The 26,852-nt window shown below is 60.1% G+C and carries 23 protein-coding genes and 1 pseudogene; 12 read left to right on the top strand and 12 right to left on the bottom strand.

The features are described from left to right. Positions 1 to 109: 109 nt before the first annotated feature. A complete protein-coding gene (locus AC1RDQ_RS22275) occupies positions 110 to 1,972 on the bottom strand; it encodes an ABC transporter ATP-binding protein (RefSeq protein ID WP_492588126.1) in 1,863 nt (620 codons plus the stop codon). A 308-nt stretch (positions 1,973 to 2,280) separates the two neighbouring features. On the opposite strand from AC1RDQ_RS22275, the gene AC1RDQ_RS22270 reads away from it, so the two are divergent. Then, complete coding sequence (locus AC1RDQ_RS22270) at positions 2,281 to 3,621, top strand: tetratricopeptide repeat protein (RefSeq protein ID WP_492588125.1); 1,341 nt, start codon at positions 2,281 to 2,283, stop codon at positions 3,619 to 3,621. Positions 3,622 to 3,947: 326 nt separating this feature from the next. Here the strand turns inward: AC1RDQ_RS22270 and AC1RDQ_RS22265 are convergent, their stop codons facing one another. Genes AC1RDQ_RS22265 through AC1RDQ_RS22255 form a run of 3 tightly spaced genes read right to left on the bottom strand, consistent with a single transcriptional unit; the run spans position 3,948 to position 5,782 of the window. Continuing rightward, positions 3,948 to 5,072 carry a CaiB/BaiF CoA transferase family protein gene (locus tag AC1RDQ_RS22265; RefSeq protein WP_407515989.1) on the bottom strand — a complete coding sequence of 375 codons (1,125 nt, stop codon included), beginning with the start codon at positions 5,070 to 5,072 and terminating at the stop codon, positions 3,948 to 3,950. A 21-nt stretch (positions 5,073 to 5,093) separates the two neighbouring features. Then, positions 5,094 to 5,405 (bottom strand): DUF202 domain-containing protein, encoded by a 312-nt coding sequence (locus AC1RDQ_RS22260; protein ID WP_407515990.1) that lies wholly within the window; start codon positions 5,403 to 5,405, stop codon positions 5,094 to 5,096. Then, positions 5,402 to 5,782 carry a YidH family protein gene (locus tag AC1RDQ_RS22255; RefSeq protein WP_407515992.1) on the bottom strand — a complete coding sequence of 127 codons (381 nt, stop codon included), beginning with the start codon at positions 5,780 to 5,782 and terminating at the stop codon, positions 5,402 to 5,404. The genes AC1RDQ_RS22260 and AC1RDQ_RS22255 overlap by 4 nt, the downstream gene beginning before the upstream one ends. Positions 5,783 to 5,961: 179 nt before the next feature. Between AC1RDQ_RS22255 and AC1RDQ_RS22250 the strand changes: the two genes are divergently transcribed. Further along, positions 5,962 to 6,903, top strand: coding sequence for a LysR family transcriptional regulator (locus tag AC1RDQ_RS22250; protein WP_492588124.1), 942 nt, complete (start codon positions 5,962 to 5,964; stop codon positions 6,901 to 6,903). Between the two features lie 6 nt (positions 6,904 to 6,909). Here AC1RDQ_RS22250 and AC1RDQ_RS22245 read toward each other — a convergent pair whose 3' ends face one another. From AC1RDQ_RS22245 to AC1RDQ_RS22230, 4 genes are all read right to left on the bottom strand, one after another. Beyond that, a complete protein-coding gene (locus tag AC1RDQ_RS22245; protein WP_492588123.1) occupies positions 6,910 to 8,208 on the bottom strand; it encodes an MFS transporter in 1,299 nt (432 codons plus the stop codon). Between the two features lie 67 nt (positions 8,209 to 8,275). Beyond that, entirely contained in the window at positions 8,276 to 9,439 is a 1,164-nt protein-coding gene (locus AC1RDQ_RS22240; RefSeq protein ID WP_407515995.1) for an acyl-CoA dehydrogenase family protein, read from the bottom strand. A 21-nt stretch (positions 9,440 to 9,460) separates the two neighbouring features. Next, positions 9,461 to 11,008: an AMP-binding protein gene (locus tag AC1RDQ_RS22235; RefSeq protein ID WP_407515996.1), complete on the bottom strand. Its 1,548-nt coding sequence runs from the start codon at positions 11,006 to 11,008 to the stop codon at positions 9,461 to 9,463. A gap of 109 nt (positions 11,009 to 11,117) precedes the next feature. Then, positions 11,118 to 12,029 (bottom strand): LysR family transcriptional regulator, encoded by a 912-nt coding sequence (locus AC1RDQ_RS22230; protein ID WP_407515997.1) that lies wholly within the window; start codon positions 12,027 to 12,029, stop codon positions 11,118 to 11,120. A 150-nt stretch (positions 12,030 to 12,179) separates the two neighbouring features. Here AC1RDQ_RS22230 and AC1RDQ_RS22225 point away from each other — a divergent pair, with 150 nt between their 5' ends. From AC1RDQ_RS22225 to puuE, 9 genes and pseudogenes are all read left to right on the top strand, one after another. Beyond that, the gene (locus AC1RDQ_RS22225; RefSeq protein ID WP_492588122.1) at positions 12,180 to 13,511 is read left to right on the top strand and encodes a serine hydrolase domain-containing protein; all 1,332 of its coding nucleotides are present in this window, start codon (positions 12,180 to 12,182) and stop codon (positions 13,509 to 13,511) included. 125 nt (positions 13,512 to 13,636) lie between these two features. Continuing rightward, positions 13,637 to 15,499 (top strand): DUF1302 domain-containing protein, encoded by a 1,863-nt coding sequence (locus tag AC1RDQ_RS22220; RefSeq protein ID WP_492588121.1) that lies wholly within the window; start codon positions 13,637 to 13,639, stop codon positions 15,497 to 15,499. A gap of 14 nt (positions 15,500 to 15,513) precedes the next feature. Further along, the gene (locus AC1RDQ_RS22215) at positions 15,514 to 16,863 is read left to right on the top strand and encodes a DUF1329 domain-containing protein (RefSeq protein ID WP_407516000.1); all 1,350 of its coding nucleotides are present in this window, start codon (positions 15,514 to 15,516) and stop codon (positions 16,861 to 16,863) included. A gap of 61 nt (positions 16,864 to 16,924) precedes the next feature. Continuing rightward, entirely contained in the window at positions 16,925 to 18,028 is a 1,104-nt protein-coding gene (locus AC1RDQ_RS22210; protein ID WP_492588120.1) for a YCF48-related protein, read from the top strand. Next, positions 18,025 to 20,391: an efflux RND transporter permease subunit gene (locus AC1RDQ_RS22205; protein ID WP_492588119.1), complete on the top strand. Its 2,367-nt coding sequence runs from the start codon at positions 18,025 to 18,027 to the stop codon at positions 20,389 to 20,391. The genes AC1RDQ_RS22210 and AC1RDQ_RS22205 overlap by 4 nt, the downstream gene beginning before the upstream one ends. A gap of 312 nt (positions 20,392 to 20,703) precedes the next feature. Further along, complete coding sequence (locus AC1RDQ_RS22200) at positions 20,704 to 21,321, top strand: LysE family translocator (protein ID WP_407516003.1); 618 nt, start codon at positions 20,704 to 20,706, stop codon at positions 21,319 to 21,321. Between the two features lie 74 nt (positions 21,322 to 21,395). Next, positions 21,396 to 21,632: pseudogene (locus AC1RDQ_RS22195) on the top strand (transposase); the annotation flags it as partial. A gap of 126 nt (positions 21,633 to 21,758) precedes the next feature. Continuing rightward, positions 21,759 to 22,631, top strand: coding sequence for a GNAT family N-acetyltransferase (locus AC1RDQ_RS22190; protein WP_057715301.1), 873 nt, complete (start codon positions 21,759 to 21,761; stop codon positions 22,629 to 22,631). Then, positions 22,631 to 23,524: an allantoinase PuuE gene (gene puuE, locus AC1RDQ_RS22185; RefSeq protein WP_057715302.1), complete on the top strand. Its 894-nt coding sequence runs from the start codon at positions 22,631 to 22,633 to the stop codon at positions 23,522 to 23,524. The genes AC1RDQ_RS22190 and puuE overlap by 1 nt, the downstream gene beginning before the upstream one ends. A 201-nt stretch (positions 23,525 to 23,725) precedes the next feature. Here puuE and AC1RDQ_RS22180 read toward each other — a convergent pair whose 3' ends face one another. The 3 genes from AC1RDQ_RS22180 to arsN2 form a co-directional block, all read right to left on the bottom strand. Then, entirely contained in the window at positions 23,726 to 23,941 is a 216-nt protein-coding gene (locus tag AC1RDQ_RS22180) for a hypothetical protein (RefSeq protein ID WP_057715303.1), read from the bottom strand. A gap of 132 nt (positions 23,942 to 24,073) precedes the next feature. Then, complete coding sequence (locus AC1RDQ_RS22175; protein WP_057715304.1) at positions 24,074 to 24,847, bottom strand: ParA family protein; 774 nt, start codon at positions 24,845 to 24,847, stop codon at positions 24,074 to 24,076. 150 nt (positions 24,848 to 24,997) lie between these two features. Next, positions 24,998 to 25,447: an arsenic resistance N-acetyltransferase ArsN2 gene (gene arsN2, locus AC1RDQ_RS22170; protein ID WP_079246766.1), complete on the bottom strand. Its 450-nt coding sequence runs from the start codon at positions 25,445 to 25,447 to the stop codon at positions 24,998 to 25,000. 186 nt (positions 25,448 to 25,633) lie between these two features. Here arsN2 and AC1RDQ_RS22165 point away from each other — a divergent pair, with 186 nt between their 5' ends. After that, complete coding sequence (locus AC1RDQ_RS22165; RefSeq protein ID WP_057715305.1) at positions 25,634 to 26,089, top strand: VOC family protein; 456 nt, start codon at positions 25,634 to 25,636, stop codon at positions 26,087 to 26,089. Between the two features lie 173 nt (positions 26,090 to 26,262). Here AC1RDQ_RS22165 and AC1RDQ_RS22160 read toward each other — a convergent pair whose 3' ends face one another. Next, positions 26,263 to 26,715, bottom strand: a complete 453-nt coding sequence (locus AC1RDQ_RS22160) for an Lrp/AsnC family transcriptional regulator (RefSeq protein WP_057715306.1) — start codon at positions 26,713 to 26,715, stop codon at positions 26,263 to 26,265. Between the last annotated feature and the right edge of the window lie 137 nt (positions 26,716 to 26,852).

The raw sequence follows: 26,852 nt of genomic DNA, 5'->3' as shown, positions 1-26,852 counted from the left end.
AGCCGACCGTCAGCTTTGGGTTGTGGATTCAACCGGTCGGTAGCTGCCCATCGCGTCAGGCAGCTATCGGCCAGTCGGCGCCCCTCCCCCTGCTGCCTACCCTTCACACTCACGCCTGATCCATAGCCTCTTCTACCACGCCTTTATCCTCCCCCAGGAACCCGCCGCTTTGATGCTGCCAAAGCCGCGCATAGACGCCATTCTTCCCGAGCAATTCGGTGTGGGTGCCCTGTTCGATGATGCGTCCGTCATCCATGACGATGAGCCGATCCATGGCTGCAATCGTGGACAGCCGATGGGCGATGGCGATCACCGTCTTGCCCTGCATCATTTCATCGAGGCTTTCCTGAATGGCCACTTCGACTTCCGAGTCCAGCGCGCTGGTGGCCTCGTCAAGAAGCAGGATCGGGGCGTTCTTGAGCATCACCCGGGCAATCGCGACGCGTTGGCGCTGGCCGCCCGACAGCTTGATGCCGCGCTCCCCCACAAGGGTGTCGTAGCCGGTATGGCCTTGCCGGTCGCTCAATTGACTTATGAATTCATCGGCCTGGGCATTGGCCGCGGCGCTGCGGATTTGCGCATCGGTCGCATCGGGACGGCCGTAGGCGATGTTGTCGCGAATGGAACGGTGCAGCAGGGAGGTATCCTGCGTGACCATACCGATGCAGCCGCGCAGGCTGTCTTGCGTCACTTGTGCGATGTTTTGGCCGTCGATGCGAATCTCCCCGCTGTCGACGTCATAGAAACGCAGCAGCAAGTTGATAAGCGTGGATTTGCCGGCGCCAGAGCGGCCAACCAAGCCGATTTTTTCGCCCGGGCGGATGCTCAGGCTCAGACCATCGAGCACCTGGCGTTCGCCATTGTAATTGAAGCTCACCTTATCGAAGGTTACCGCGCCGCCGGAGGTCACGAGCACGCCGGCACCCGGAGCGTCCTGCACCTTGGTGCCCTGGGTCAGCGTCGCCATGCCATCCTGCACGGTGCCGATGCTCTCGAACAGCGAGGTCATTTGCCACATGATCCAGTTCGACATGCCATTGATACGCAACGCCATGGCGATGATTGCCGCCACGGCACCTGCGCCGACCTCACCCTGGTGCCATAGCCACAGGGCATAACCACCTGCTGCCATGATCAACGCCACCACCAATGCCTGGTTGACGATTTCGAACTGGCTTACCAGGCGCATCTGGCGAAAGCCGGTGTGCTTGAAATCCTCCATCGCTGCGCGCGCGAAGTGCGCTTCACGATTGGAGTGGGAGAACAGCTTCACCGTAGTGATGTTCGTGTAGGCGTCCGAGATACGCCCGGTCATCATCGACCGCGCATTAGCCTGTTCCTGCCCGACTTTCCCCAGACGGGGCACGAAGTACAGCATGGCCAGGCCGAACAACACGACCCAGGCAACGAAAGGCAGCATCAGTTTCAAAGCGAAGCCACCGGCCAGTGCGATGATCGCAATGAAATACACCCCGATCCCGGGCACGATCTCGATAAGGGTGAATAGCACGTCGCGCACCGCTAGCGCAGTCTGCATCACCTTGGTGGTGACTCGACCGGAAAACTCATCGGAAAAAAACGAAAGGCTTTGTCGCAGCATCAGACGATGGAAGTCCCAGCGCAGCCGCAACGGCAAGTTAATCGCCAATATCTGGTGCTGCACCATGGTGCGCAATGCCACCAGCCCGACACTGGTCACCATTACGATGCCCATGCCCCACAACACGCGACTTTCCTGCGCAGCCGCTTCACCGCCTGCCTGCCAGGTCGAGAGCAGGTCCACGACCTGCCCGAGGAAGGAAAACAGCCAGGCTTCGTAAATCGACACACCGGCACTTAGTAGCGCAAGTGCAAGGATGTAACCGCGGGCGCCCCGCGTACAGGCCCACAGAAAGCGAGCCAGGCCATCGGGTGGCGGTGGTACCTCGTCAGGAGGAAAGGGGTCGAGCCTTCGTTCAAACGCACGAAGCATGGTGTTCTCCAAAACGATCAAGTTGAGGGGATTCTGCCATTGAACGGTTGCTTTGAGGGTTTTGCGAAGTTGAGATGTGGCGCTGTTGGCAGGTCGCTCCCAGGATTGGGTTGCCGGGTGCGGGCTATCAAACGTTGCCAGAGACCCGGTCGGCAGGGATAAATCGGCCGGTATCGAAGGGAACTGGCCAGAAGCAGCCATTCACGTTTCGTCGGAAAAGTGTCTCTGAGCCAAACTCGGGGGGACAATCGAGAGCGATCTTCACATTTCGATCATGTATGCCCTTAGGGCGTGGTCAGGAGGAAACCATGAGCAAACGCGACAAGCGTGGCAATCCTGTTTCCTATCGCTCGCAGGAGGCAATCGATGCTCTGGATAGAGCTTGCGACTTGCTGCATGCCTACCAGGCCGATCCTCTGGCTGCGGCTGACAAAATTATCGCGGAGCACCCGGATTTTGCGCTGGCCTACGCCTTTCGTGCTGGCGCGATTGCGACTGCGACCGACAAAGCGTTTGACTCAGAGCTGTTCAAGAGCTTGGACGCGGCAGAGCGGTTGGCACCGAAAGCGAATGATCGTGAGCGGCAGCATATCCATGCAGTACGCGCTTGGTTCGACGGCGACTGGGAGCGGGCAATCGAAATCTGGGGGCGTGTTTCGATCGAGCACCCCCGCGATCTGCTGGCACTGCAATACGCCCATTTGGGCGACTTCTATCTAGGTTACTCGCACATGCTACGTGATCGCGTGGCTCGTGTGATGTCGCGCTGGGATAACGAGGTTCCTGGCTTTGGCTTTGTGAAAGGGATGTATGCCTTTGGCCTGGAAGAGGCAGGGGATTACCGGCAGGCCGAAGAACAGGGGCGCGAGGCTGTTGCCTTGAACCCGCAGGATGGTTGGGCAGTGCATGCCGTCACTCATGTCATGGAAATGCAGGGCCGTAGCGAAGAGGGGGCTAAGTACCTTTCATCCAGCGCCAATGCTTGGGCTCCCAATAGCATGTTTGCCTTCCATTTGTGGTGGCACAAAGCGCTATTCCTCCTTGAGGCTAATGACGTGGCTGGCGCGCTTCGTCTCTTTGATGAGGACATTTCAGCGGGTGGATTTGGTCAAGCTCTTGAGCTACTTGATGGATCAGCGCTGCTCTGGAGACTCTCCCTGCTCGGTCATGACGTTGGAGATCGATGGAAAGGACTGGCCAAAAAATGGGAGTCCCGTTGTGAAGACGGCTTCTACGCCTTTAACGACGTGAACGCGATGATGTCATTCGTGGGTTCTGGAAACAGTCGTGCACAAGCTCAGCAGTTGGATGCCCTGAAGCGGTCCGCTGCTGGCAGTGGTACCAACGCCATGATGAGTAGAGAGATTGGTGTGCCCGCGTGCGAAGGGTTGGTGGCGTTTGGTCGTGGGGATTACGCCCAAGCTATGGAGTCGTTGATGCCACTACGCGCCAAAGCTAACCGCTTCGGCGGTAGTCACGCGCAGCGTGATGTCTTCTCATGGACACTGACCGAAGCAGCTATTCGCCTTGGCAACCGCGCACTTGCCGAGGCACTGGTTGCCGAGCGCCTTGCATTAAAGCCTGAGAGTCCGATCAACCGTGCCTGGAAAATGCGCGCTGGTCAATTGCAGTCGCTGCATGCGGGATAGCAGGAAGTCAATCAACCGCGCACTACGAAGGCGCGTTCGATCTCGTTTGCGACGAGGGATTGGAGGCGCCACATATTGGGATCATGAATTCCGTGCTGCTAAAGCATGGTGACGGTTCGCAGCAGGTATTGTGCAGCCGACCCCAGTGCCCCGCAGCGTGGGCGAGTATGTGGGCAATCTCGGGAAGCGGTCTACTACAGGACGACGCTTACTGATGACCGCAATGGGTCGTTTTCTGCCTCTCGCGATGGGCAGAAAACGGCCAGAAGCGAACGCTGACAGATCGTAACCTGGAATGGCTATATACGGATGGTGAAGCCCAAGTATCAAGTCCGATTTCTGGCCTTGAACGCCTCAATGTCAAACTCACCCAACGCCGGAACACTCACATCACTGTCCGGTAATCCACGGGAGAATTTCACCGGAAATCCGACGCTGATAGACCTCTCCGCAGGCAATTTACGCACCGTACCTCGCGCCTGCACATGCGGATCATCGAACAATTCGCTGGCGTTGAGCAGCGGCGAAAATGGCAAGTCATACCCGGAAAAAGTTTCGGTCCACTGCTGCAGGGTGCGACTGAGGAATACCTCCTTGAGCATGGCATTCACCTCCTGCTTGCGGCCAAAACGGCTCATCCGATGAGCGAATCGTTCTTCCCTGAGCTGCGGAAAATCATCGCCGAGCACTTGGCCCAGCATCACCCAGAACTTGTTCTCGAGAATACCCATTGCCAGATAACGACCATCGCGGGTCTGGAAAATATCGTTCTCGGGCAGCACTGTCGGTGAGGCCACCGGGTTGTCTTCGAAGCCGCGGGCCAGCCAGGCCATGTGGGCAGTCCAGGACAGGATGGCGTCGTGCACCGACACGTCCAGGTGCTGGCCGACGCCCTGCTGGCGGGCGCTCATGATTGCCACGGACAGCGACAACGCGGCGTAGGCCGAGGCGGCATAGTCGGACAGCCGCAACTTGGGCCGGGCGACCTTGTCTTCGACCTGCACCGGAATCGACCAGTAGCCCGCCATGGCTAGATAGTTGAGGTCGTGGCCGGCATGGGCGGCATAGGGGCCGGTCTGGCCGAAGCCGGAAATCGAGCACAGGACGATGGCCGGATTGACCTTCGCCAGGTCTTCATAACCCAGCCCCAGACGCTGCATGACACCGGGCCGAAAGCCTTCGACCACGGCATCGCAATGGCGCACCAGTTCAAGGAAGGCCGCTTTGTCGGTCGGGTCCTTGAGGTTCAGTGCGATGGAGCGTTTGCCGCGGTTGAACTGGGCGAACACACCGTTGCCGAGTAACCGCGAGCTGTCGCCGGTGACGGGTTGTTCAACCTTGATGACATCCGCGCCCAGCTGCAACAGCAGCGAGGTGGCGTGGGGCCCGGGTAGCAGTTGACTGACATCGATGATCTTCACATCTTTGAGGCAGGACCAGTCCGGCTTCATGTTGCTGCTCCTTTTGAAAAGTCAGGCTCGCGCCAGGACCGCAAGAAGGCTCAGCGCCGCCAATAGCGCCGAGCACAGGGTGAGAATCAATAACGGCAGCGGGTTACAGGTCGTGCCCTGCCCGTCGATACCCAGGCATGCACGTTGGTAGCAACGACGCTGCTCGAACAGGATCGCCAGTGCCAGCAGCGCTGCCAGGATGGCAGCGCCCGTCATCAACAAGGGATGATGATGCAGGCAACGCAAGGCCAGGCAGGCCACCAGCACCAGTAGAATCTGCGTGCGCCGCCAGGCCAGGGTGGTACGTTCCGGCTGCAGCCCGGCATCGCTCATCCCTGCCCCCAGAACGCCGCCATCACGCCGGCCACGATAACGGCGCAACCCAGTGACAGCAGCGGCGTCAGCAGGGAGGCCGGCAGCGCGGCTTGCCGGCGCAACGCGCGCTCGACACTCAACCAGCGACAGAACGCGCTGAGGCTGACGATCAGGCTCAGGCTCAGCAGACCAACCACCAGCGCACGCTTCGCATCCGGGCTGAACAGTCCCGGGGTGAACGCTTCAACGGCAATACCACTGGCCAGCAGTGCCAGCGCCGTGCGAATCCAGGCCAGAAAGGTACGTTCATTGGCCAGGGTAAAACGTGGGTCGGGCTCCTGCCCTTGGCCTAACAGCAAACGGTTCAGGGCAGACGAAGACGCGGTCGGCTTCATGCAACGCACTCCACAGTGCCCGGCTGCAAGGCATTGAAATTCAACACGCTAGCGTTGCAACCAGGCCGATAAACAGGTCATATAAAAGCAATGGCGCCATCCTAGTGAGGCGCTGGGTGCCAGACCAATATCGTCTTTCAATACAACCCATAACGCGCCGGCATGGCCGCGGAACCCCGATGACACTCAAACAACTGCGTTATCTGATTGCGATTGCCGAGGCCGGGAGTTTCTCCTCGGCGGCGCGCCGGGCGTACATTGCGCAACCGGCGCTGAGCCGGCAGATCAACTTGCTCGAAAGTGAGCTGGAGATGCAGTTGCTCGAACGCGTGCACGATGGCGTCAACCTCACCGACGCCGGTCGACGCCTGTACGAGATTGCCCGCTCGGTGGTGCAGACTATCGACACGGTCAAGGATGAGCTGGAGTCCACCAAGGGCAACCCCAAGGGCCGGGTGGCCATCGCCATACCGGTCACCGCCTCGGCATTGCTGCTGCCGCTGATCATCACCCGCGCGAGCGAAAAGTTTCCCGGCATCGAGCTGACCGTGCGCGACGGCCTGAGCCTGGAAGGTGGTGAAGCCATCGAGATGGGCCAGGTCGACTTCGGCGTGGTGCCCAATGCCGAAGAGCTCGAGCATGTGCACGCCGAGCCGATCTTTACCGAAGAGTTGTACTGGTTGAGCCTGCAGGCACCGGCCTGCGCCGACGACAGCATCACCCTGGTCCAGGCGATTCGCGGTCCCTTGGTTATGGCGCCACGGGCCAGCTCACACCTGCGCCGGCGAGTGGAACAGGCGGCTATCGAAGCCGGGTTGGAGCTCAAGGTGAAATACGAGCAACAGACCGCTCAGGGCGTCAGCAGCCTGGTGCGCAGTAACCTGGCAGCGACCATCGGCAACTGGCCCGCGGTGGAAGAGAACCCGCAACAGGTGGCCCGACGGATTGTCGAGCCGAGCGTGCGACGCACCTTGTCCATCGCCTACTCGACCCACAAGCCCCTGACCTTTGCCGCCTCGTGCATGCGCGACCTGGTGCGCGCCCTGCTGATCGAAGTGGTGCAGTCAGGACGCTGGAAAGGTGAGTTGATCGAACGTCAGCGCGAACAGCAGGACGTTTGAGTGCGTTCAGCCGCGCAAGACGATGACGGGCACCGGCAACTTGAGCTGGTTGCGCGAACGCTGCGGGTTCATGGTCAGCAGACCGATCAGGCCGGCGCTGATCAGGATCGCGCCACAGACCATGAAGCCGTGGGCATACCCGTCACCGTTGATGCCTTGGGCATTGTGCACCAGAAAACCGGTGACCACCGGCGCCGCCAGCCCCGCCAATGAACCACAGGCGTTGCCGATGGCGAGCATGCTGCCGCGTTGGCCGCTGGGCACTACTTCGGCCAGCATCGCCGGGCCAATCGAATACATCACCAGCGCCAGGCCACCGCTGAAGGTCAGGCAGGCCATGCGCTCGGCGACCGACAGCCCCGGCAGCATCAATGAGGCAGCGAGGATGCCGCTGAGGATCAGGCACACGGAGACGAACACGCCCCGAGCCACCCGTGACGGCAAACCACGTCGCAACAGACGCTGCGACCACCAGGCCATGATCAGGCTCAGCGGCGTGGTCACCAGCACGAACACCACGAACATCCGCCCGGCGCTCAATGAAGCCATGCCCAGACCTTTCTCCAGATAGGCCGGGACCCAGGTCAGGGTCAGCGCCAGCGACCAATTAGCGGCAAAGTGACCGACGTAGTTGCCGATCACAGTCGGGTCACTCAACAGTCGCCGGTAAGGGATGCGCGTCTGTACCACCGTGGTTTCGGTGCGAGTGGCGATGTCGTCCAGCTGCCCTTCCTTGCCCAGGCGATACCAGGCCACGCACCAGACCAGACCGATGACCGCCAACACGGCGAAGTTGCTGCGCCAGCCGTAATGCATGCTCATCCACGGGATGAGCAGGCCGGCTACCAGCAAGCCCAGGGCGCTGCCCGAATGCAGCAGGGCCACAGGCAGGCTGCGCTTGTTGTCGGGGAACCATTTGTACAAGGCGTGGGTGGCCACCGGCGAGGCCGGGCCTTCGCCGATACCAAGCAGCACCCGACAGGCGACGATGGTCCACAGCGAAGTGGCAAACAGCATCGGCAGTTGCACCAGCGCCCAGAACAGGCCCATGCCGAGCAACAGGGTGCGGGTAGGTTTGCGGTTGGCGAGAAAGCCGCCGAGCACTGCCGAGAGGGAGAACAGCCAGTGCAGGGCGCCACCGATCAGGCCGAATTCTGCCGGACTCAACTGCAGTTCAGCCATCATTGGCACGGCGACCAGGCCGATGACCACCTTGTCGAGGAAGTTCACCAGCATCATCACCGCCAACAGCGCCGCAATGGTCCAGGCGGCTTTCGGACGGTAGCTGGATTCGATGCCGAGCATGGGATACCTCTGATTGTTGTTATAGATAGAAGTCGCCCGCCATATAGGCGGGCGCAGGTTGATGGGCTCAGCTCGGCATGAGGATGCCCTTGGCAATGGTGTTGCGCTGAATCTCACTGGTGCCGGTGAGGATACGCATCATGCGGGTGGCGCGGAACATCCACTCCACCGGATTACCGCGAATCAGACCGGCGCCACCGTGTACCTGCACGGCACGGTCGACAATCCGGAACGCCGCCTCCGAGGCATACAGCTTGCACATCGGTGCCTGGGTGCGAATGTCGCCGCCGGCATCGTTTAGCGCCGCCGTGGCGTACATCATGCTGCGCGCTGCCAGCAGCTCGGTGGCCATGTCGGCGATCATGTGGTTGACCGCCTGGAACATGGCGATCGGCTTGCCGAACTGGGTGCGGGTGCGGGCATAGTCGATCGACAGGTTCAAGGCCAGGCCAGCCATGCCGAGCATGGTCGGGCAGTGCAGCAGGCGGTTGAGGGTGATGCGCCCCATGGCCAACTTGAAGCCCGCGCCTTCGTCACCGATGCGGTTTTCCACGGGCACCCGCACGTCCTTCAGCTCGATATTGCCGTGGCTGCCGCCGCCGGACATCACCTGGTAGTCAGCGTCGACTTGCACACCCGGCCCCTTGAGGTCGACGAAGAACGCCGAGATACCCGCCGCCCCCTGCCCCGGTCCGGTCACTGCCAGCAACACCGCGAAGTCGGCATAGGGTGCCCCAGAGATGTAGCGCTTGGCGCCATTGAGGACGTAGTGATCGCCGTCAAGCCGGGCGCTGGTCTTGATCGCGCTGGCATCGGAGCCTGCCTCGGCTTCGGTCAGGGCAAAACACACGGCCTTCTCGGCCCTGCACACCGGCTGCAAAAACTTCTCGACCTGCACCTCGCTGGCCACCTTGAACAGATGGCCAACCCGTGGCGGGCCGCTCAGTTCGCCCAGCACATGAGGCGCGAGCATCGAGCCGGTCAGAATTGCCGCCTCCTTGACGGCGCACAGGTCAACCACACTCAGGCCGGCCCCGCCGAGGTTTTCCGGCAACATGACGTTGTAGAAGCCCAGTTCGCAGGAACGTTTCCAGACATCGGCAAGAATCGCCCGCGGATGCGCTTCGCCCCATTGCAGATTTTCTTTCTTCTCCAGCGGGATGATTTCATCTCGGATGAAGGCTTGCATGTCGCTGATGATACGTTGGGCTTTTTCGCTTGGTTCGATCATTTCGGTACTGCTCCTGCGGCGTCAGATCTTGCGCTGAGTGTTTTTCCAGTAACCATCGCGAACCACCCGGCGCACGATTTTACCGTTGGGGTTCTTTGGCAGTTCATCGGTGAAGTCGACGCTGCGCGGCTTCTTGAAGCCGGCCAGGTGCTGGGCGCAATAGTCGATGACTTGCACCTCAGTGAGGGTCGCGCCCGGCTTGAGCACCACCACCGCTTTTACCGCCTCGCCCCACTGCTCGTCCGGCACGCCCACCACGACAGCCTCGAACACTTCGGGCAGGCGGTAGAGCACCTGTTCGACTTCGGTGGGGTAGATGTTGAAGCCGCCGGAAATGATCATTTCCTTCTTGCGGTCGACGATGAACACGTAGCCCAGTTCATCGACCGTGGCCAGGTCGCCGGTGAGGTAGTAACCGTCCTTCATGACTTCGGCGGTGAGCTCCGGCGCCTGCCAGTAACCCTGCATGATGTCGTCGCCCTTGACCACGATCTCGCCAATTTCACCGGGCTGGATGTCTTCGAACTGCTCGTTGACCACCCGCAGGTCGGTCTCGAAATAGCAGCGTCCACACGACGACAGCAGGCGAGTATCGCCGTCCTTGACCAGGTGATCCTGCTCGGTCAGCACGGTCACCAGCGAACAGGTCTCGCCGGCGCCGTAGCCTTGGGCGAGGATCGGTCCGAACACCTGGATCGCGCGCTCCACCAATGCGGGTGCCATCGGCGCGGCGCCATACATGACAAGGCGCAGGCTGCTCAGGTCGAAACGTTCGACGCCTTCGACATTGACCAGGCGATTGACCATCGCCGGTACCAGAAACAGGCGCGTGACCCGCTCCTGCTCGATGGTGCGCAACAGCAGCTCATCGTCATAGCGCTCGATCAACAGGTTGCAGGCGCCCACCGCCAAAAGCGGCATGATCTGCATCCCGCTGGCATGGGTGATCGGCCCGACATGGGCCATGACGTCGTCGGGGCCTGCACCGCGCACGGGACTGGCCAGGCTTTTGCGCACCAGCGCTTTACGATTGCCGAAGGTCAGCATCGCCGCCTTCAGTACGCCGGAGCTGCCCGAGGTGTAGTGCAGAACCGCCAGTTGCTCATCGGCGGGATCGCTGTTCAGTGCTTGCTCATCGCCCATGTCTAGCACTTCGCGATAAGGGATATCACCGCCCTCATCGGCCAGCACGATGATCCATTTCAGGTGTGGCAGCGCCTCGCGACTGGCGGCCAAAGCTTTCGCTGCTGCACTGCCGGTAATCACCGCGACGCTGCGCGAATCGTTGAGCACGCGCACGATTTCTTCGGGCGACAAACGTGCGTTGATCGGCACCTTGACCATGGCGGCCTTGTAGAAGGCCACCTCTGCCTCGACCAGTTCGACGCGGTTCATCGCCAGGATTGCCACATGGGCGCCCGGCTCCAGGCCAAGCTTCAACAGGCCGGAGGCCAGGCGATTGCTGCGCGCTTCAAGTTGCGCGTAGGTCAGGCGCTGGCGGCTGTCGACGACCGCCTCGTTGTGCGGCCAGTACCGCGCACTTCGGCTGACTATCTTTCCAAGATTCACTTTTTATTCTCCGAAGTAGAACGGGGTGGCCGATCTTACAAGTGGAGAAAAAAAGCCCGCCAATACAACTCTTGAGCGGTCCCCCATAACAAAATGGGATGGCTCGGGCCTACAACCACTCCTGGATGTTGCGCTCGCAGGCCTCGTCCTGGAACAGTTCGACCAGCCGCTTGCTCACCGGCGACAGGTAACCGCCCGGTCGGGTGATCAGGCCGATGCGCCGGCGCAGGTCGAGGCCACCCAGGTCCAGATTCAACGGGGCAAGGCCGGCAGCCTGGGTCATCCGTCCACAGCGCGAGAGGGTCAGGGTTGGGGTGCCGACGATCAGTTCGAACAGGGCTTCGCTGCTGAAATCGGCTTCGATGCGTAAGGTCGGTGGCGCCAGGCCTTGCTTGATAAAGGCGTTGTCCAGAGCCTGGCGGATGCTGATGTGGCCCTCGGGCAACAGCCACTGCTGATCGTGCAGGTCACTGAGCTGCACGCGCTTCCTGGCCACCAGCGGGTGCTGGGCATCGGCCACCACGGCCAGGCAATCCTCATACAGCACCTGAGTGTCGAAGCCCTCGGTGGCGGCCGAGATCGGCATCACCGCCACGTCGATCTCGCCGTTGCGCAAAAGCTCCAGCAGTTCACTGGCCAAGCGCCGACGCATGCGCAAGCGCGCCGCCGGGCGTTCGCGCAACAGCCGTCGGCAACTGGCAACCACCAGGGCGTCGGGCAACGACGGCGAATAACCGAGGCGTACCCCACCCTGCTCGCCGCTGCGGATGCTACGCATTTCGGCCAAGGCGTCGTCGAAGTCGCGGCTCAAGCGTTTGGCCCGGGCCAGAAACAATTCGCCGGCCTGGGTCAGGCGCATGCCGGTGGAGGTGCGTTCGAACAACATGACCCCCAACTGCGTCTCGACACGCCGCACCGCCTTGGTCAGCGAAGGCTGAGTGATACCCAACTGTTCCGCTGCCTTACCCACCGTCCCGTACTGCTGGACCGCGATGATGTATTCCAGGTCACGCACGTCCATGACATTCCTCTTGGCTATGGATCTATAGCTGTTGATGCATTGCGCACAGGTATATCGCGCTCTCAGACTGAGTTCAATGTCGGCTCGCCATTGAGCTGCGATGTAGGGATCGGCGCTCCCCTCAAGCTGTACCGCCAGGAGATAACAAGAATGAGTTTCACGACCCCTGAAGTTTCACCCACCTGCAAACGCCTGCTGCCTGCGTTGCTGCTGGCCCTTGTCAGTGCCCAGAGCCTGGCCGCCGCCGAGACCAGCGACCCGGTCCGCCTGGGCGTGATGCAGGGCTTTCCGCCAGCGATGGACAAGCGCGTTACCAAACAAAATGCCTTCGAACTGCCCAACCTGCGCTGGGCCTTGCGCAATGCCCGGGCAATGACCCCCACCACCGGCATTCGCCGTGCATCCAGCCCCCTGAACTTGGGAACGGGCACGCCAGTCGAACTCGATCAGCTGAAATTCGCCGTAGGCGAGCAAACGTTATCGCTGCCTGAGTACTTGCAGGAAACTTACACCGACGGCTTTATTGTCTTGCACCGCGGCAAGCCGGTGTACGAGCGCTACCTCGATTCGTTCAGCCCCGAGCAACCGCATATCTGGGCCTCGATGACCAAGTCGGTGACCGGCCTGCTCGCCGCCAGCCTGATCGCCGAAGGCAAGTTGGCGCCGGACGCAAAGTTGTCCAGCTACGTGCCGGAGCTGGCCGGCACGCCGTTCGGTGAAGCGACCCTGCAGCAGAACCTGGACATGCAGGTAGAGGCGGTCTATCCCGCCAAAGTCCCACCGGACATCGGCCTGTTCGCCGCCGCCGGCATCGTGCCGCGCCAGCCGGACATGCCCGACAATATCTACAGCTTCCTGCAGGCCGCGACCCTGCCCGCGCAAGCCAGCGCCACCCCCATCTGGTATTACCAGAACGGCTCGCCGGAAGCCGTGGCCTGGGCCATGCGCCGGGTCACGGGCAAGAGCTGGTCGGCGCTGGTGTCGGAGCGGATCTGGTCGCAATTCGCCGAGGATGACGCCTACAGCCAGATCGATGCCTTGGGCACGGAAATGGCCAGCGGCGGCATGAGCAGCACCCTGCGCGATGCCGCGCGCTTTGCCGAAGCCATTCGCCTGGCCTGGACCAGCCCCGCTGATACCTCGGCCTTCGCCCAGGCGGTGCGACTGGCCCTGCGCCCCAACGACAACCAGAACCTGATTGCCCAGAGTCCCAAGGCCAAGGACCGCACCGGTTACGCCTACCGCGATTACTGGTACCAGAAGAACGATGGCGACGGCTCGATCGAAGCCGCCGGGCGTTTTGGCCAGCGCATCTACATCAACCCCAAGCGCGAGTTGGTGATCGTCAAAATGTCCTCGGCGCCCGACATGGCTCCACGGGCCACCAGTGCCGACGCGGCGCCAGTGAGCACGCGCAAGGCGGCTGACACCAGCGCCGCGTTCAACAGCATGGTCAGCGCCCTGCTCCCCGCTGTGATGTAGCGCAGCATTTCGCGGCCGCCCTTTCAGGCCGCTCGCCCATACCCCTGACGATTCAACAGCACACGGCCGATGCTGGGCCGTGTGCTGCCCGGTGTTCCTATAACAATAATCAAGAGGCAGCCACCATGAGCTCCCAACGAGCCCGCCACAAAACATCCCCGCGTCCCTTGGCCACCTTGCTGTTGACGCCCCTTGCCTATGCCCTGTGCAGCCCTGCCAACGCCGGCGAGTTCAACTGGGGCGAAGTCAGTGGTCGCTACAACGGCAGCCTGAATATCGGCGGCGTGTGGAGCGCAGAAAAACCCAGTGCCGACAACATTTTCCAGGGCAACGCCAATGTCATTGGCTACGGCAAGCCCGGCGAATTCAACGCCAGCGGTGGCCGCACCGGCGATGACGGGCGCTTGAACTTTCGCAAGCGCAATCTGGTGTCTTCGCCCGTCACCCTGCTTGGCGAGATGGAGCTGAACTGGCGCAACTACGGCGCCTTCATTCGCGGCAAGGCCTGGTACGACTACACCTTGAGCAACCGCGAAGTGGACTTTGGGCATTCGTCCAACGGCTACAAGGCCAACAGCAAACTGGATGACAGCCACTTCGATGAACTGGCCCAGTTCCAGGGGCTGGCCCTGCTCGACGCCTACGTGTTCGGTGACTTCACCATTGCCGATCATCCGCTCAACGCACGAGTGGGCAACCAGGTGATCAACTGGGGCGAAGGCTTGTACTTCCAGAACGGCATCAACGCCATCAACCCCATCGACGTCGCCGCCCTGCGTCGCCCGGGTTCCCAGGTCAAGGAAGGCCTGCTGCCGGTACCAATGCTTTACGGCAACCTGGGCCTGACTGACAACCTCAACCTGGAAGCCTTCTACCAATTGCAATGGCGCCGCACCGTGCTGGAAGGTTGCGGAACCTATTTCTCGACCAACGACTTCATTCCCCAGGGCTGCTTTGGAGTGCCAAAGGGGGGTGCCAACGACCCCGCCAGTTTCGCCAATGACCTGATCATCCAGCGTGCCGACGACAACGAGCCGTCCGACGCCGGCCAGTTCGGCCTGGCCCTGCGCTACTTTGCCGACAGCATCGACACCGAGTTCGGTGCCTACGCCATGAACATACATTCGCGCACGCCCTACTCCAGCATTATCACCGACCTGCGTCCGGGCCGCGGGGCCGGCTGGTTGCCCGGACAACAAGCTACCAATGGCCGCTACTTCGCCGACTTTCCTGAAGACATCCGCATCTACGGCCTGAGCTTCTCCACTAACCTGTGGGGCACTTCGGTATTCGGCGAGTACAGCTTGCGCCCCAATCAGCCCGTGCAACTGGCCACCGGTGATTTGATTCCGGCCTTCGCCGGCAACCCCACTCAGCTCGGCCAGTTGATCGGCCAGAACATCACCCTCGGCCAGGATGCGATCAATGCCACCCCGGGCTCGGCCTACAACGGTTACGACCGGCGCAAGATCTCGCAATTGTCGCTGGGCGCGATCAAATCCATCCCCCAGGTGCTGGGTGCCGACAGCCTCAATGTGAGCGGCGAAGTGGGCATGAAGTACATGCACGACCTGCCCGGCCTTGACGAGCGCCGTTACGCCAGGGCCGACACTTTTGGCTCGGACCTGGCCAGTGGCAACGCCAGAGGTTGTGCACTGGGGAGCGAAGCCAGATTCCGCAAACTCGGCTGCTCCAGCGATGGCTACACCAGCAAGTTTTCCTGGGGTTATCGCCTGCGCGGACAACTGAATTATCCAGGGCTGCTGGCCGGGATAAACGTCTCACCCTTTGTCGCCTTCGGCCAGGACATCAAGGGCTGGTCGTACGACGGCGTGTTCTCCGAAGACCGCCTGGTGGGCTCGGTCGGCACCAAATTCGATTACCTGCAGAAATACTCTGCAGAACTTTCCTGGTCCGGCAGCGGCAATACCCCCTTCGCCGCCACCGACAAGGATTTTGTCTCCCTCAGCCTGCGCATGGGTTTCTGAACATGAGGTCTACCATGAACACCACTCTGCTTCGCGCTGCCGCCTTGGGCAGCCTCCTGGCCCTTATCAGCGCTAACGCCCTGGCCAAACTGGACAACGCCGAGGTCGCCCGCCTGGGCCAGGACCTGACCCCCACCGGTGCCGAGAAAGCCGGCAACGCTGACGGCAGCATTCCGGCCTGGACCGGTGGCCTGACCCAGGCCCCGGCCGGCTCCAACACCGGCCAGGGTTATGTCGACCCGTTTGCCGGTGAGAAAGCCCTGTACACCGTCAATGCCGGCAACTTCAAACAGTATGCGGCGCACCTCAGTCATGGCTACCAGGCCATGCTGGCGAAGTACCCGGACTTTTCGATGACGGTGTACCCAAGCCACCGCACCGCGGCGCTGCCGCAGAGCGAGTATGCGCAGATCCGCAAGGAAGCGGTCGAAGTCAGTCTCGCCGCTGACAGCAACGGCCTGTCCGGTTATGAAAAAAGCAGCGTGCCCTTCCCCGTGCCCAAGACGGGCGTGGAAGTGCTGTTCAATCATTTCGTACGCTTTCGCACTGGCGGCTACCAGTACTTCCCCACCGAAATGGTGGTGCAAAGCAACGGCAACTTCACCCCGATCCGTCGCGAAGTCAAAGCCATCATGGCCTCGGCCATGGGCAATCCGGAGCCCAACCGGCTCTACTACTACCTGGGCAAGGTGACTTCGCCGGAAAGCGTGGCCGGTGGTCAGACCCTGATCCACGAACCTATCGACCAGACCCGCGAAGCGCGCCTGGCCTGGACTTACAACCCAGGGCAACGTCGAGTGCTGCGCGCGCCGGAAGCGGCCTATGACTCGCCGCTGGGCACCTCGGACGGCCTGCGCACCTACGACACCATCGACATGTACAACGGCGCGACAGACAAGTACGACTGGAAGCTGGTGGGCAAGAAAGAGATGCTCGTGCCCTACAACACTTACAAGCTGGCCAACCGCAGCCTCAAGTACAAGGACATCATCCAGGCCAACCATCTCAACCAGGATTTGCTGCGCTACGAGATGCACCGCGTCTGGGTCGTCGAAGCGACCTTGAAGCCAAGCGAGCGGCACATCTACGCCAAACGGGTGTTCTACGTCGACGAGGACAGCTGGAGCATCCTCGCGGCTGACCTCTATGACGGTCGTGGCGAACTGTGGCGGGTTCAGGAAGCGCACAGCCTGCAACGCTACGACGTGCTTTCGGCAATCCATATCAGCGAAGTCATCTACGACCTGCAGGCCCGCAGATATGTGGTCTACGGGCTGGAAAACGAAGAGCGCGGTGCCACCTTCGGCCTCACCGCCAAGCTGACCGACTTCAGCCCTTCAGCCTTGCGCCGCTCGGGTCGCTGAACCCGCCACCGAGCTTTCGGGGTGGTCTTGTGACCATCCCACGCCGTTTTTGAGATCTGCGATGAATACACCTACCTTTGCTTGTTGTGCGCTTGTTCTCAGTGCCGCGCTGCTGTCGACGACAACCGTGGCTTCGCCACTGGCCGACCGGCTCGAACGCCCCTCACGATTGACTGCCAAGGCGCAGTACGCGCCGCTTATCGATGTGCAGCGGGTAGGCGATCAGTTGGTCATGGTCGGGGCCGATGGTCACATCCTGTCGCGCAAGGCCGATGGCCGCGTCGAACAGGCCAAGGTTCCCGTCGATCTGCTGCTGACTGCCGTGCACTTTGTCGATGATCGCCAGGGTTGGGCAGTGGGTCATGACGGTGTGGTGCTGCACAGCGACGATGCCGGCGCTTCCTGGACCCCGCAACTGGACGGCAGAACCATCAATGCACTGATGCTCGAATGGGCACAAAGCGAAGTCGAACGTTTGCAAGCAGCACCCACGGTCGACGAGCAGGCACTGGAGAGTGCCCGCTTCGCCCTCGATGACATCAGCGCCGGCGCCGAAGCCGGGCCCGCTCGCCCCTTGCTGGATGTGTGGTTTCGCAACGCCCGCGAAGGCTGGGTAGTCGGTGCCTATGGGGCCGTGTTGCATACCACCGATGGTGGCAACACCTGGACTATTGTCGCCAGCCTCGACAACCCCGACCGCCTGCACCTGAACTCTGTGCTGGGCCTGGCCAACGGCGACCTGCTGATCGCTGGCGAGGGCGGACGGCTGTATCGCCAGTCCGCTGGCCACTGGCAACCGGCGCAAGTGCTGACCCCAGCTTCGCTGTACAAACTGACTCAATTACGCGACGGCCAAGTCCTGGCCATGGGTTTCGGTGGCGCGCTGTTCAGCAGCCAGGACGACGGACAGCACTGGCAGGCCGCTACGCTGCCGAGCGCCACCAGCCTGTATGGCGCCGAGCAACTGGCCGACAACAGCGTATTGCTCACCGGCCAGGCGGGCCTGCTGCACAGTAAGGACCTGCAGCACTTCCGCATTCTGCAACCCCGCAACAAGGCCGTATGGCTGGGCGCGGCGGCGTTACCTGACGGCGCCCTGGCACTGGTCGGCAACCGCGGCCTGCGCCTGCTTGGGCGAGAAGAGATCCAGGAGTACCTGCAATGAACGCCCCTGCCAAACAACCTTTGAAAATGAACACCCCTGAATCGCGCTTGATGTCCACACTGGAGCGGGTCCTGTTCCACAATCGTGTGGTCGTGCTGGCGCTGTTCCTGCTGGTCTCGCTGCTGTTGGGCTACCAGGCCCTGTCGCTCAAGGCGGACGCCAGCTTCACTCGGATGATTCCCACCCACCACCCATACATCCAGAACTACCTGCGTTTTGAAGAAGTACTGCGCCCGCAAAGCAATGTGCTGCGCATCATCGTTGAGAACCCCGAGGGCGAAATCCTCACCCCGGCGTTCCTGGAAACCCTGCGCGAAGTCACCGACAGGGTCTTCTACATTCCCGGGGTTGACCGCGGCAAACTCAAGTCGTTGTGGACGCCCAACGCCGTGTGGTCCGAGGTTACCACCGAAGGTGTGCGCAGTGGCCGGGTGATCCCCGACGGCTACGATGGCAGCCCTGACGCCCTCGCCCAGGTGCGGCAGAACATTCTGCGCGCCAACATGCTCGGCAACCTGGTGGCTAACGACTTGCGCTCCACCATCATTCGCGTACCGCTACTGGATAATGATCCACAAACCGGCCAAGCCCTGGACTATGGCGCCTTCAGCCAGGCCCTGGACCAGCAGGTTCGCGAACGTTTCTCGACCCAGGGCGTGACCATTCGGGTGATTGGCTTTGCGCAGATCATTGGCGATTTGCTGGCGGCAGCGGCGAACATTGCTTTGTTCTTCGTCATCACCGTGGTGCTGATCAGCACCCTGCTCTATGCCTATTGTCGCTGCTGGCGCAGCACCGCGGTCACCGTCTTCACCTGCCTGCTGACCGTGGTGTGCCAGTTGGGTATCCTCAGCCTGCTGGGCTACGGCCTGGACCCCTACTCGATCCTGGTACCCTTCCTGATTTTCGCCATCGGCATCAGCCATGCGGTGCAGAACATCAACCTGATGGTCAGTGAAACAGCCCAGGGCCACGGGCCGATAGAAGCCTCCCGGCGCACCTTCCGTGCCCTGTTCATCCCCGGCACCACGGCGCTGCTGGCCGACGCCGTGGGTTTCATCACCCTGATGGTGATCGATATCGGCGTGATCAAGCAGCTGGCGATCACCGCCAGCATCGGCGTGTTCGTCGCCATCTTCACCAAGATGTTCCTGCTGCCGGTGTTGATGTCCCATGTCGGCGTCAGCCCTCGTGCCACGGCCCGCCAGCATGCCCGGGCCAAGGCCTCCTGGCCGGTGTTCCGGCGCCTTGCCGCGGTGGTCGAACCGCGCCAGGCCGTGCCACTGGTGCTGGTGTGCCTGGTGCTGTTGGCCATCGGTTACCAGGCGCGCCAGGACCTGAAAATCGGTGACCTCGATGGCGGTGCCCCGGAGTTTCGTCCCGAAGCCCGCTACAACCAGGACAACGCCTACCTGCTCGACCACTACACCACCAGCACCGACGTCTATGTGGTGATGTTCAAGACTGCGGCCGAACAATGTTCACGTTTTGCCGCCGCCGACCTTGCCAACCAGTTCGAGCATCGGCTTCGTGAGGTCGAAGGTGTGGAGTCGGTGCAATCGCTGTACGACACCATGCGTTTCAACATCGTCGCCCGTAACGAAGGCAACCCGAAATGGGCCGAACTGTCTCGCGACCCGTATGTGATGAACAACGCCCGCTCAGGCGTGCCCACCGAACAAGTCGACAGCGACTGCAGCCTGGTGCCCATCAGCCTCTACCTGCGTGACCACAAGGCCCAGACCCTGAGCCGGGTCAGCGATGTCGTTGAAAAATTCAGACAAGACTACGCCGACGGCCAGTTCGAAGTGCTTCAGGCAGCCGGTAATGCCGGCATCGAAGCGGCCACCAACAGCGTCATCAAGCACTCAGAAAAATTGATGCTAATGCTGGTGTTCGTGATCATCTCGCTGGTGGTGTTGTGGGAGTTCAAATCGCTGAAGGTCACCTTCGCCCTGATGGCACCCCTGTATCTGTCGACCGTGCTATGTGAGGCGGTCATGGCAAAGATGGGACTGGGAGTGAAGATCGCCACCCTGCCGGTGATCGCCCTGGGCGTGGGCATTGGCGTCGACTACGGCATCTACCTGTATAGCCGCCTGGAGCACTTCCTGCGGCAAGGGATGGACTTGCGCCAGGCTTATTTCGAAACGCTCAAAACCACGGGAACGTCGGTTGCCTTCACCGGTATCACCCTGGCCCTGGGAGTAAGTACCTGGGCGTTCTCATCGTTGAAATTTCAGGCGGATATGGGGTTGCTACTGGTGCTGCTGTTTGTCTGGAACATGGTGGGGGCATTGGTGCTGATGCCGGCGCTTGTTTCTTTGTTGGAGGTGAGGCAATCGTCACTCCGCACCAAGTAAGAGAAGGCAGTCATGTACTGACGGCTCTGGGCTTTTCGAGCCAGTCTTTCAAAGTGCGTTGGTGACGCTGGCCTCAAAAAGCAGAGGTCCGTGACTGATTACGCTCTGAGTCGATAGCTATCCTACTCAACAGGCAGAAAACGGCCAAGACCGGACGTTCATCCAAGGAGCGCTTTCGGCCCAGAGTGTGTAAAAACACAACTACGCTCAAAAGCCCTGTATCGAATTTTTATTTCGTTGTACGTTGAAGCCGCGGGCGGTCTTGAACCGAATGATGACCTCCCCGGCCACAACACTCGCAAAGGAATGCACATGATCGATGGCCCCGCCGTTTTGACAGTCTTTTTGGTTTACCTGGCCGGTGTCGTTATTCCAGGGCCAAATTTCGTTGCAGTAGTCCACAAAGCGGTAGCTGCTACGCGGTCAGAAGCTTTGGCCTTGGTAGCAGGCATCGTATTGGTCAACTTATTCTGGGCCACCTGTGCAATCGCAGGTATCGGCGTTGTATTTGCTGCGTTCCCTTGGGCGGCGCTGATCGTAAAAGTTCTGGGGGCAGCCTATCTGATGTGGTTTGGATTCCGACTGCTGCTCAAGGCCGGGAAGAGCGCGCTTGCCCCCTGTAATAATGCTGTCGTCGGAAACTTTCGGCAGTCATTCATTCAAGGGGTCATTACGAACATTGGCAACCCTAAATCCATGGCCTTCTATGCCGCTATTTTCTCAGCGGCAGCCCCCACCCACGTTTCACCAAGCACGTTTTTGTCGATGCTGGCAGTCGTAGTGGTGGTTTCGATGACTTGGTATGGAGTGGTCGCAATCGCTCTGTCGCAACCTGAGATCGCTTCAGCGTATCGAAGGAGGAAAAAAGCTATTGATCGATTATGCGGTGGTTTGATTTTGTCTCTAGGGATCCGGCAGTTGGTTCAATAAGTCCACGATTGAGTATCTATCCAGCCCGAAAACCCTTGCTATGATTTCTGAGGTTTTCATCGCAAGGATCGCCCCTGAAGCGCTTTATTCAAGGTGAACGCCGGAGTCAACGCACCTTGCTTCCCGAGAGCCTCGACGATTACGTCAACGACACCAAACCAGTGCGTGTAGTCGACGTTTTCGTCGACGAACCCAACTTGGTCTCATTGGGTTTTGACGGCGCTATTCCCGCTGACACAGGCCGTCCTGCTTACCACCCTGCGATCCTGCTGAAGATCTATATCTACGGCTATCTCAACCAGGACAATTCAATGGGACCGAACATATTCTGCAGATGACGTGACGAACTGGATCAAAACTCGGGTTGAAGCTATACCGAAAGGGTTCAGAGTGGGGATGGACCACACGCTCGATTAGCGACTGAGGAGAACTTCGCGGTGTCGAATCAGCTGGTCATACGCAACATGACCCGTCCCGAGCTGGACGAGCTCGTCGATTGGGCTGCCCGTGAGGGTTGGAATCCCGGTCTCCACGATGCCGAGCTGTTCTGGGCGACGGACCCTGCCGCTTTCATCGCGGCGTCCCGGGGCGGCGAATTGATCGGCGGCGGTGCCATCACCTCCTACGATGGCGAATTCGGTTTCATGGGCTTTTTCATCGTCCGGCCTGAATATCGCGGTCAAGGTCTGGGCAATACCCTCTGGCACGCACGCCGCGAGCGACTCCTCGCCCGCCTGCGCCCAGGCGCGAGCATCGGCATGGACGGCGTCTTCGCGATGCAGGACTACTACGCCAAGGGCGGTTTCGTCTTCTCCCATCGCAACATGCGTTTTCGTGCCGAGATCACCGAACGCCCGGCGACCTCGCAAGTAGACGGCCAGGATATCGTCCCGCTGGCCACTTTCCCGCTCGATCAGATTGTCGATTACGACCGCACCTGCTTCCCCGCCGCGCGCGCAACCTTCCTGAGCGGATGGATAGCCCAAGCCGATGCACTCGCCGTGGGTTGCCGGCGCGAGGGCAGGCTAAGCGGCTATGGCGTAATCAGGCGCTGCCGGGAAGGCTGCAAGATCGGCCCCTTGTTCGCCGATGACGCCCTGGCAGCCAATGCCCTCTACGCGCGCCTGGCGGAATTTGCGCAGGGTGGCCCGCTGTTTCTCGATGCCCCGCAGAACAACCCCGCCGCGATGGCGCTCGTGCACCAACAGGGCATGATCGAAGTTTTCGGCTGCGCACGCATGTACCTCGGCCCTCCTCCGGCGATCGCGCACGAACGTGTGTTCGGCGTCACGACTTTCGAGCTGGGCTGATGTCCGCTCGCGACCTCATCGGTTATGGCGGCTGCCCACCCCACCCGCGCTGGCCCGGTGAGGCGCGCGTCGCGGTCCAGTTCGTACTCAACATCGAAGAGGGCGCGGAGTCATGCATCCTCAATGGCGATGCACAGTCGGAGGCCTGGCTTCACGAGCTACCGGGCCGTCCGCCGCGTGTGGGGGAACCGGACTTGAGCGTAGAGGGCATGTACGAATACGGATCGCGCGCAGGCGTGTGGCGCATTCTGGAGCTGTTCAGCGCCCGAGGCCTGCCGCTGACCGCTTTCGCCGTCGGCCGAGCACTGGAACTCACCCCGGCGATTGGCCATGCGCTCTGCGCTGCCGGACATGAGATTGCCGGGCATGGCTACCGTTGGCTGGACTATCGCGACATGCCTGAAGACCAGGAGCGGCGCCATATCCGCCTCACCCTCGACGTGATCGAGCAGATCTGCGGTAAACGCCCCACAGGTTGGTACACAGGAAGGGTCAGCCAGAACACCCGCCGCCTGTTGCGTGAGGAAGGTGGGTTTCTCTATAGCTCGGACGCTTACAACGATGACCTGCCCTATTGGCTCCCGGGCTCGCCCGCCCACCTGGTGATCCCTTACACGCTGGTCAACAACGACGCCCGCTATCTGCTGGCGAATGGTTTCGCCTGCGGTGAAGACTTCTTCCGACTGCTCAAGGATGCTTTCGACCTGCTGTGGCAGGAGGGCGCGCACCACCCGAAGATGATGAGCGTCGGCCTGCATGGACGGATCAGTGGCCATCCTGGTCGTGCGATGGCGCTGGCGCGTTTTCTGGATTACGTGCAAGGCCACGACGCAGTGTGGATCTGTAGGCGCGAAGAGATTGCCAGGCACTGGATTGCCCAATTCCCCGCCTGAGTGATAAGTAACTCGGGACGGCCTGAGCCACGCTCAATGAAGTGGCAATATATTTCGAACCCCAGTACGCGACCGTGCTGGCTACAAACAAATCGGGTGGGCGCGCTATGCGGTTCAACACCTCAATCCGCTAATCCACAATGAACAACTTCGCTGCGGTGGTGGCGGGATCCACCGGCTGAACCCAGAAGAGATGACTGGTCATGCAAGCTTTATGGTGCCGCCCTGGATATCGTCGCGCGCCATCCGCAAGTCATTGGCATCGCGGTTGAGCTGGTGAATCATGTTGAGCAACCGCTGACGAAGCACCTCGTCCTGGAGCTGTTCTGCTGCGCGCATCACATCAAGCGCCGCTACCTCATTATTGGTTGCGACGGAGTCGAGCAGTTTGCGCATGCTTCTTGATGGCCGATTCATCTCCAACCCCCCAGGTTTCAGTGACGCGAATCATAAGGCTGGAATGTTTCGCCAGTGTTTCAGCTGCACGAACGGGTTCTGAATCACCGACTCCGGCTGAGTCGACGCTAGCCGAATCCATCAGTGATGAAGCTAAGCGGCCCGCTCCAGGGCATCCAGCAAGCCAACAAACTCCAGCGAAAGCCTGTGGCGAGGAGCCAAATGGACGAGAGGGACTGAAACTTCGTGAGATTCACGCATCTTGACGGAGCTGCTCAGGTAAACCGGTAGCAGAGGTAAACCTTCTGCCAACAGCTCATCAATGAGACTTTGGTGCATGCCAGTGCGCTCGGTGAACTGGTTGACCACCACCCCTTCCACTTCCAGTGATTCGTTGTGATCACTACGTAGATCTTCTACCTGCGCAAGAACGCGATACAGCGCCTGACGAGAAAAGCTGTCGCAATCGAACGGAATCAGTATTCGATCGGCAGCCACCAGTGCACTGAATGTGTAGAAATTCAGCGACGCAGGTGTGTCGATATAGATGCGTTCATAATCCCCGGACAGCTCAACCAATAACTTGCGTAGCTTGTTGATCTTGAACTTGCTCTCAAGTTTTGCCTGAATGTCTGAGAGTTCAGGGCTGGCAGCCACCAGGTGAAGGTTGTCGTAAAGGGTCTCGGTTATGGCCACTCGATTCCTTCTGCCTTCGAAGCCGCTGGACAGTGTCTGTTTGAAGAAATCGGCTATGCCTGCGGGAATGCGCTCGTTGAGTAGTCCCGTGAGGTAGTGAGTCGAGTTTGCCTGGGGATCGAGGTCAACCAGCAGCGTTCGGTAACCTTCGGCAGCACTTACAGCGGCAAGATTGCAGGCAATGCTGGATTTTCCAACACCACCTTTCTGATTGAATACGACACGACGCATCGGGCTTGTTCATCCATGAAAGTGGCCTAAGGCCAACTGAAGGAAAATCTAAGTAGTCATTTCAATTCTATGACCGCAACATTACAGTTTTACGACAGCCCGTCCATCAGGCCAGCTTCAATCACTCGGAGTGCTGATGCACATCAATGACTAATCAGTACAAGGAGGACCGTTAAGCAACTTGCGCAGATAGTTCGCCGATGCAGGGCACAAATGCTTGAATTGAACTGTCTGGGTGATAGCCGCAGGCGCCTCGTCCCTGCCAAGCAGTTCGTATCCATTGGCAGAGAAAAAACCAGCAGCGCCTTGAGTCAACAGGTGCAATCGGACTGCGCCTTGAGAGACCGCATAGCGTTCCAGTTCAGACAACACCGCTTTACCCAGCCCCTCTCCACGATGCGCCTCACAAACGACTATTGAGCGAAGCAACAGATCGGAACCCGCACCTTCGAGCCCTCCATAAGCCACCCACTCCCCATCCACTTCGAACCGGTAAAACTGTCGATCTGGTTCACTGACATCACTGAAGGGCAGCCCTGCCTGGCTTAATGACTTACACAGATGACCCAGATCACTCGGCCCTACTTTTCTTGCCTGCATTGTCACCCACCCTTGCTGCTGACTCACTGAGTTTCACGGTAGTAATTACCGGTGTCGACAAGATCACTGCAACGCAAGAGAGCGGTTAATGGCATGCTGACCTCGGTCTGTGATTGAGCACTCTCAAGATCGGTACCCATTTCTCATCAATGGTCAATAGGACGCAGGGTCGGCAGGAGGCATGCAATGGAACTGAAGTTCAGTCACATCGATGTATTGGTCAAGAATCTCGACGAAGCCTGTGCTTATTACGTACAGATACTGAACGCCAGGATCTCCAAAACGCTCGTCTGGGAGCGAGGTGGTCTGCACGTGCGCTACGCGATTGCGCTGATCGGTCAAGAGCGTTTCATGTTAGTACAGCCGTTGGCCGGTAACCTGAGGGAGCTATTGGACTCCTCGGGTGAAGGGATGATTTATCGCCACTGCTATTCGACGCCGGACATCGAGAAGGCCTATGACGAACTGATGGTCGCCGGTGTTCAGCCAGAAGACGAAAACGGAAAGCCATTGGCCCGCGCGAACCTGCAATCCCCGTCCGGGACACGCATTATCTGGTTGCCCAAGCGCTTCGGGCACTTCTCTATCGAAATCCTGGAAGACAAGGCGCTAGAGGCATTTGTAGAAGCTGCATTTGCCTGAGTGATGCGGCGATAAGCGTCTGCTTGCTGTGGATTCAACGGTCATACCCATTTTTCGCATGCCCGAGAAACACCTGTACTGACAGACAGGGGAACCACTTTTTCAACAGAACCGGTCAGAAGCAGCCTCCCCCCCACAAAATCCTGAAATAAACAGAAGATGTGCCGCGCCGATCACAAAGGTAGCGGTCTGTCTTGAATGACCCGCTTCATGACCAGGGTCGAGGTGAGCCGTTGCACATTAGGCAATGTCGAGAGGCTCTCATCGTAAAGCCTTTGAAAGGCGGGCAAGTCTTGGGCAATGACGTGCAGCAGGTAGTCCGGCTCCCCAAACAACCGTTGGGCATCGACCACCTGAGGTAATTCAATGAGCGCCGCCTCGAACGCCTCGACGGCTTGCCGGTCACCCTCGCGGAGCGTGGCAAATACCATTGCGGAAAAATTCAGGCCCAGTGCACCGGGATCAAGCTGCGCACGGTAGCCCAGCAATACACCGGAGTCCTCCAGTGCCCGCACTCGCCGATGACAGGGTGAAAGGCTCAAGCCGACGCGTTCGGCAAGTTCAGTGACCGAAAGACGGCCATCCTTTTGCAGCTCGGCAAGAATCTTCCGGTCAGTTCTGTCCACGTAGAATAATCTCCCTCACTGTGACGAAAATACGACCACATTTGAAAGTTAATTCTAACAACATTTCATTAATCTTCCCCCATCCATTAACAGCCGTACTCCTCTTCAGGAAACAAGAGGGGCGGCCTATGAGAGGC

Source organism: Pseudomonas sp. GW823-FHT02E01 (genome assembly GCF_058797535.1).
This window is presented reverse-complemented; position numbering and strand designations above follow the sequence as displayed.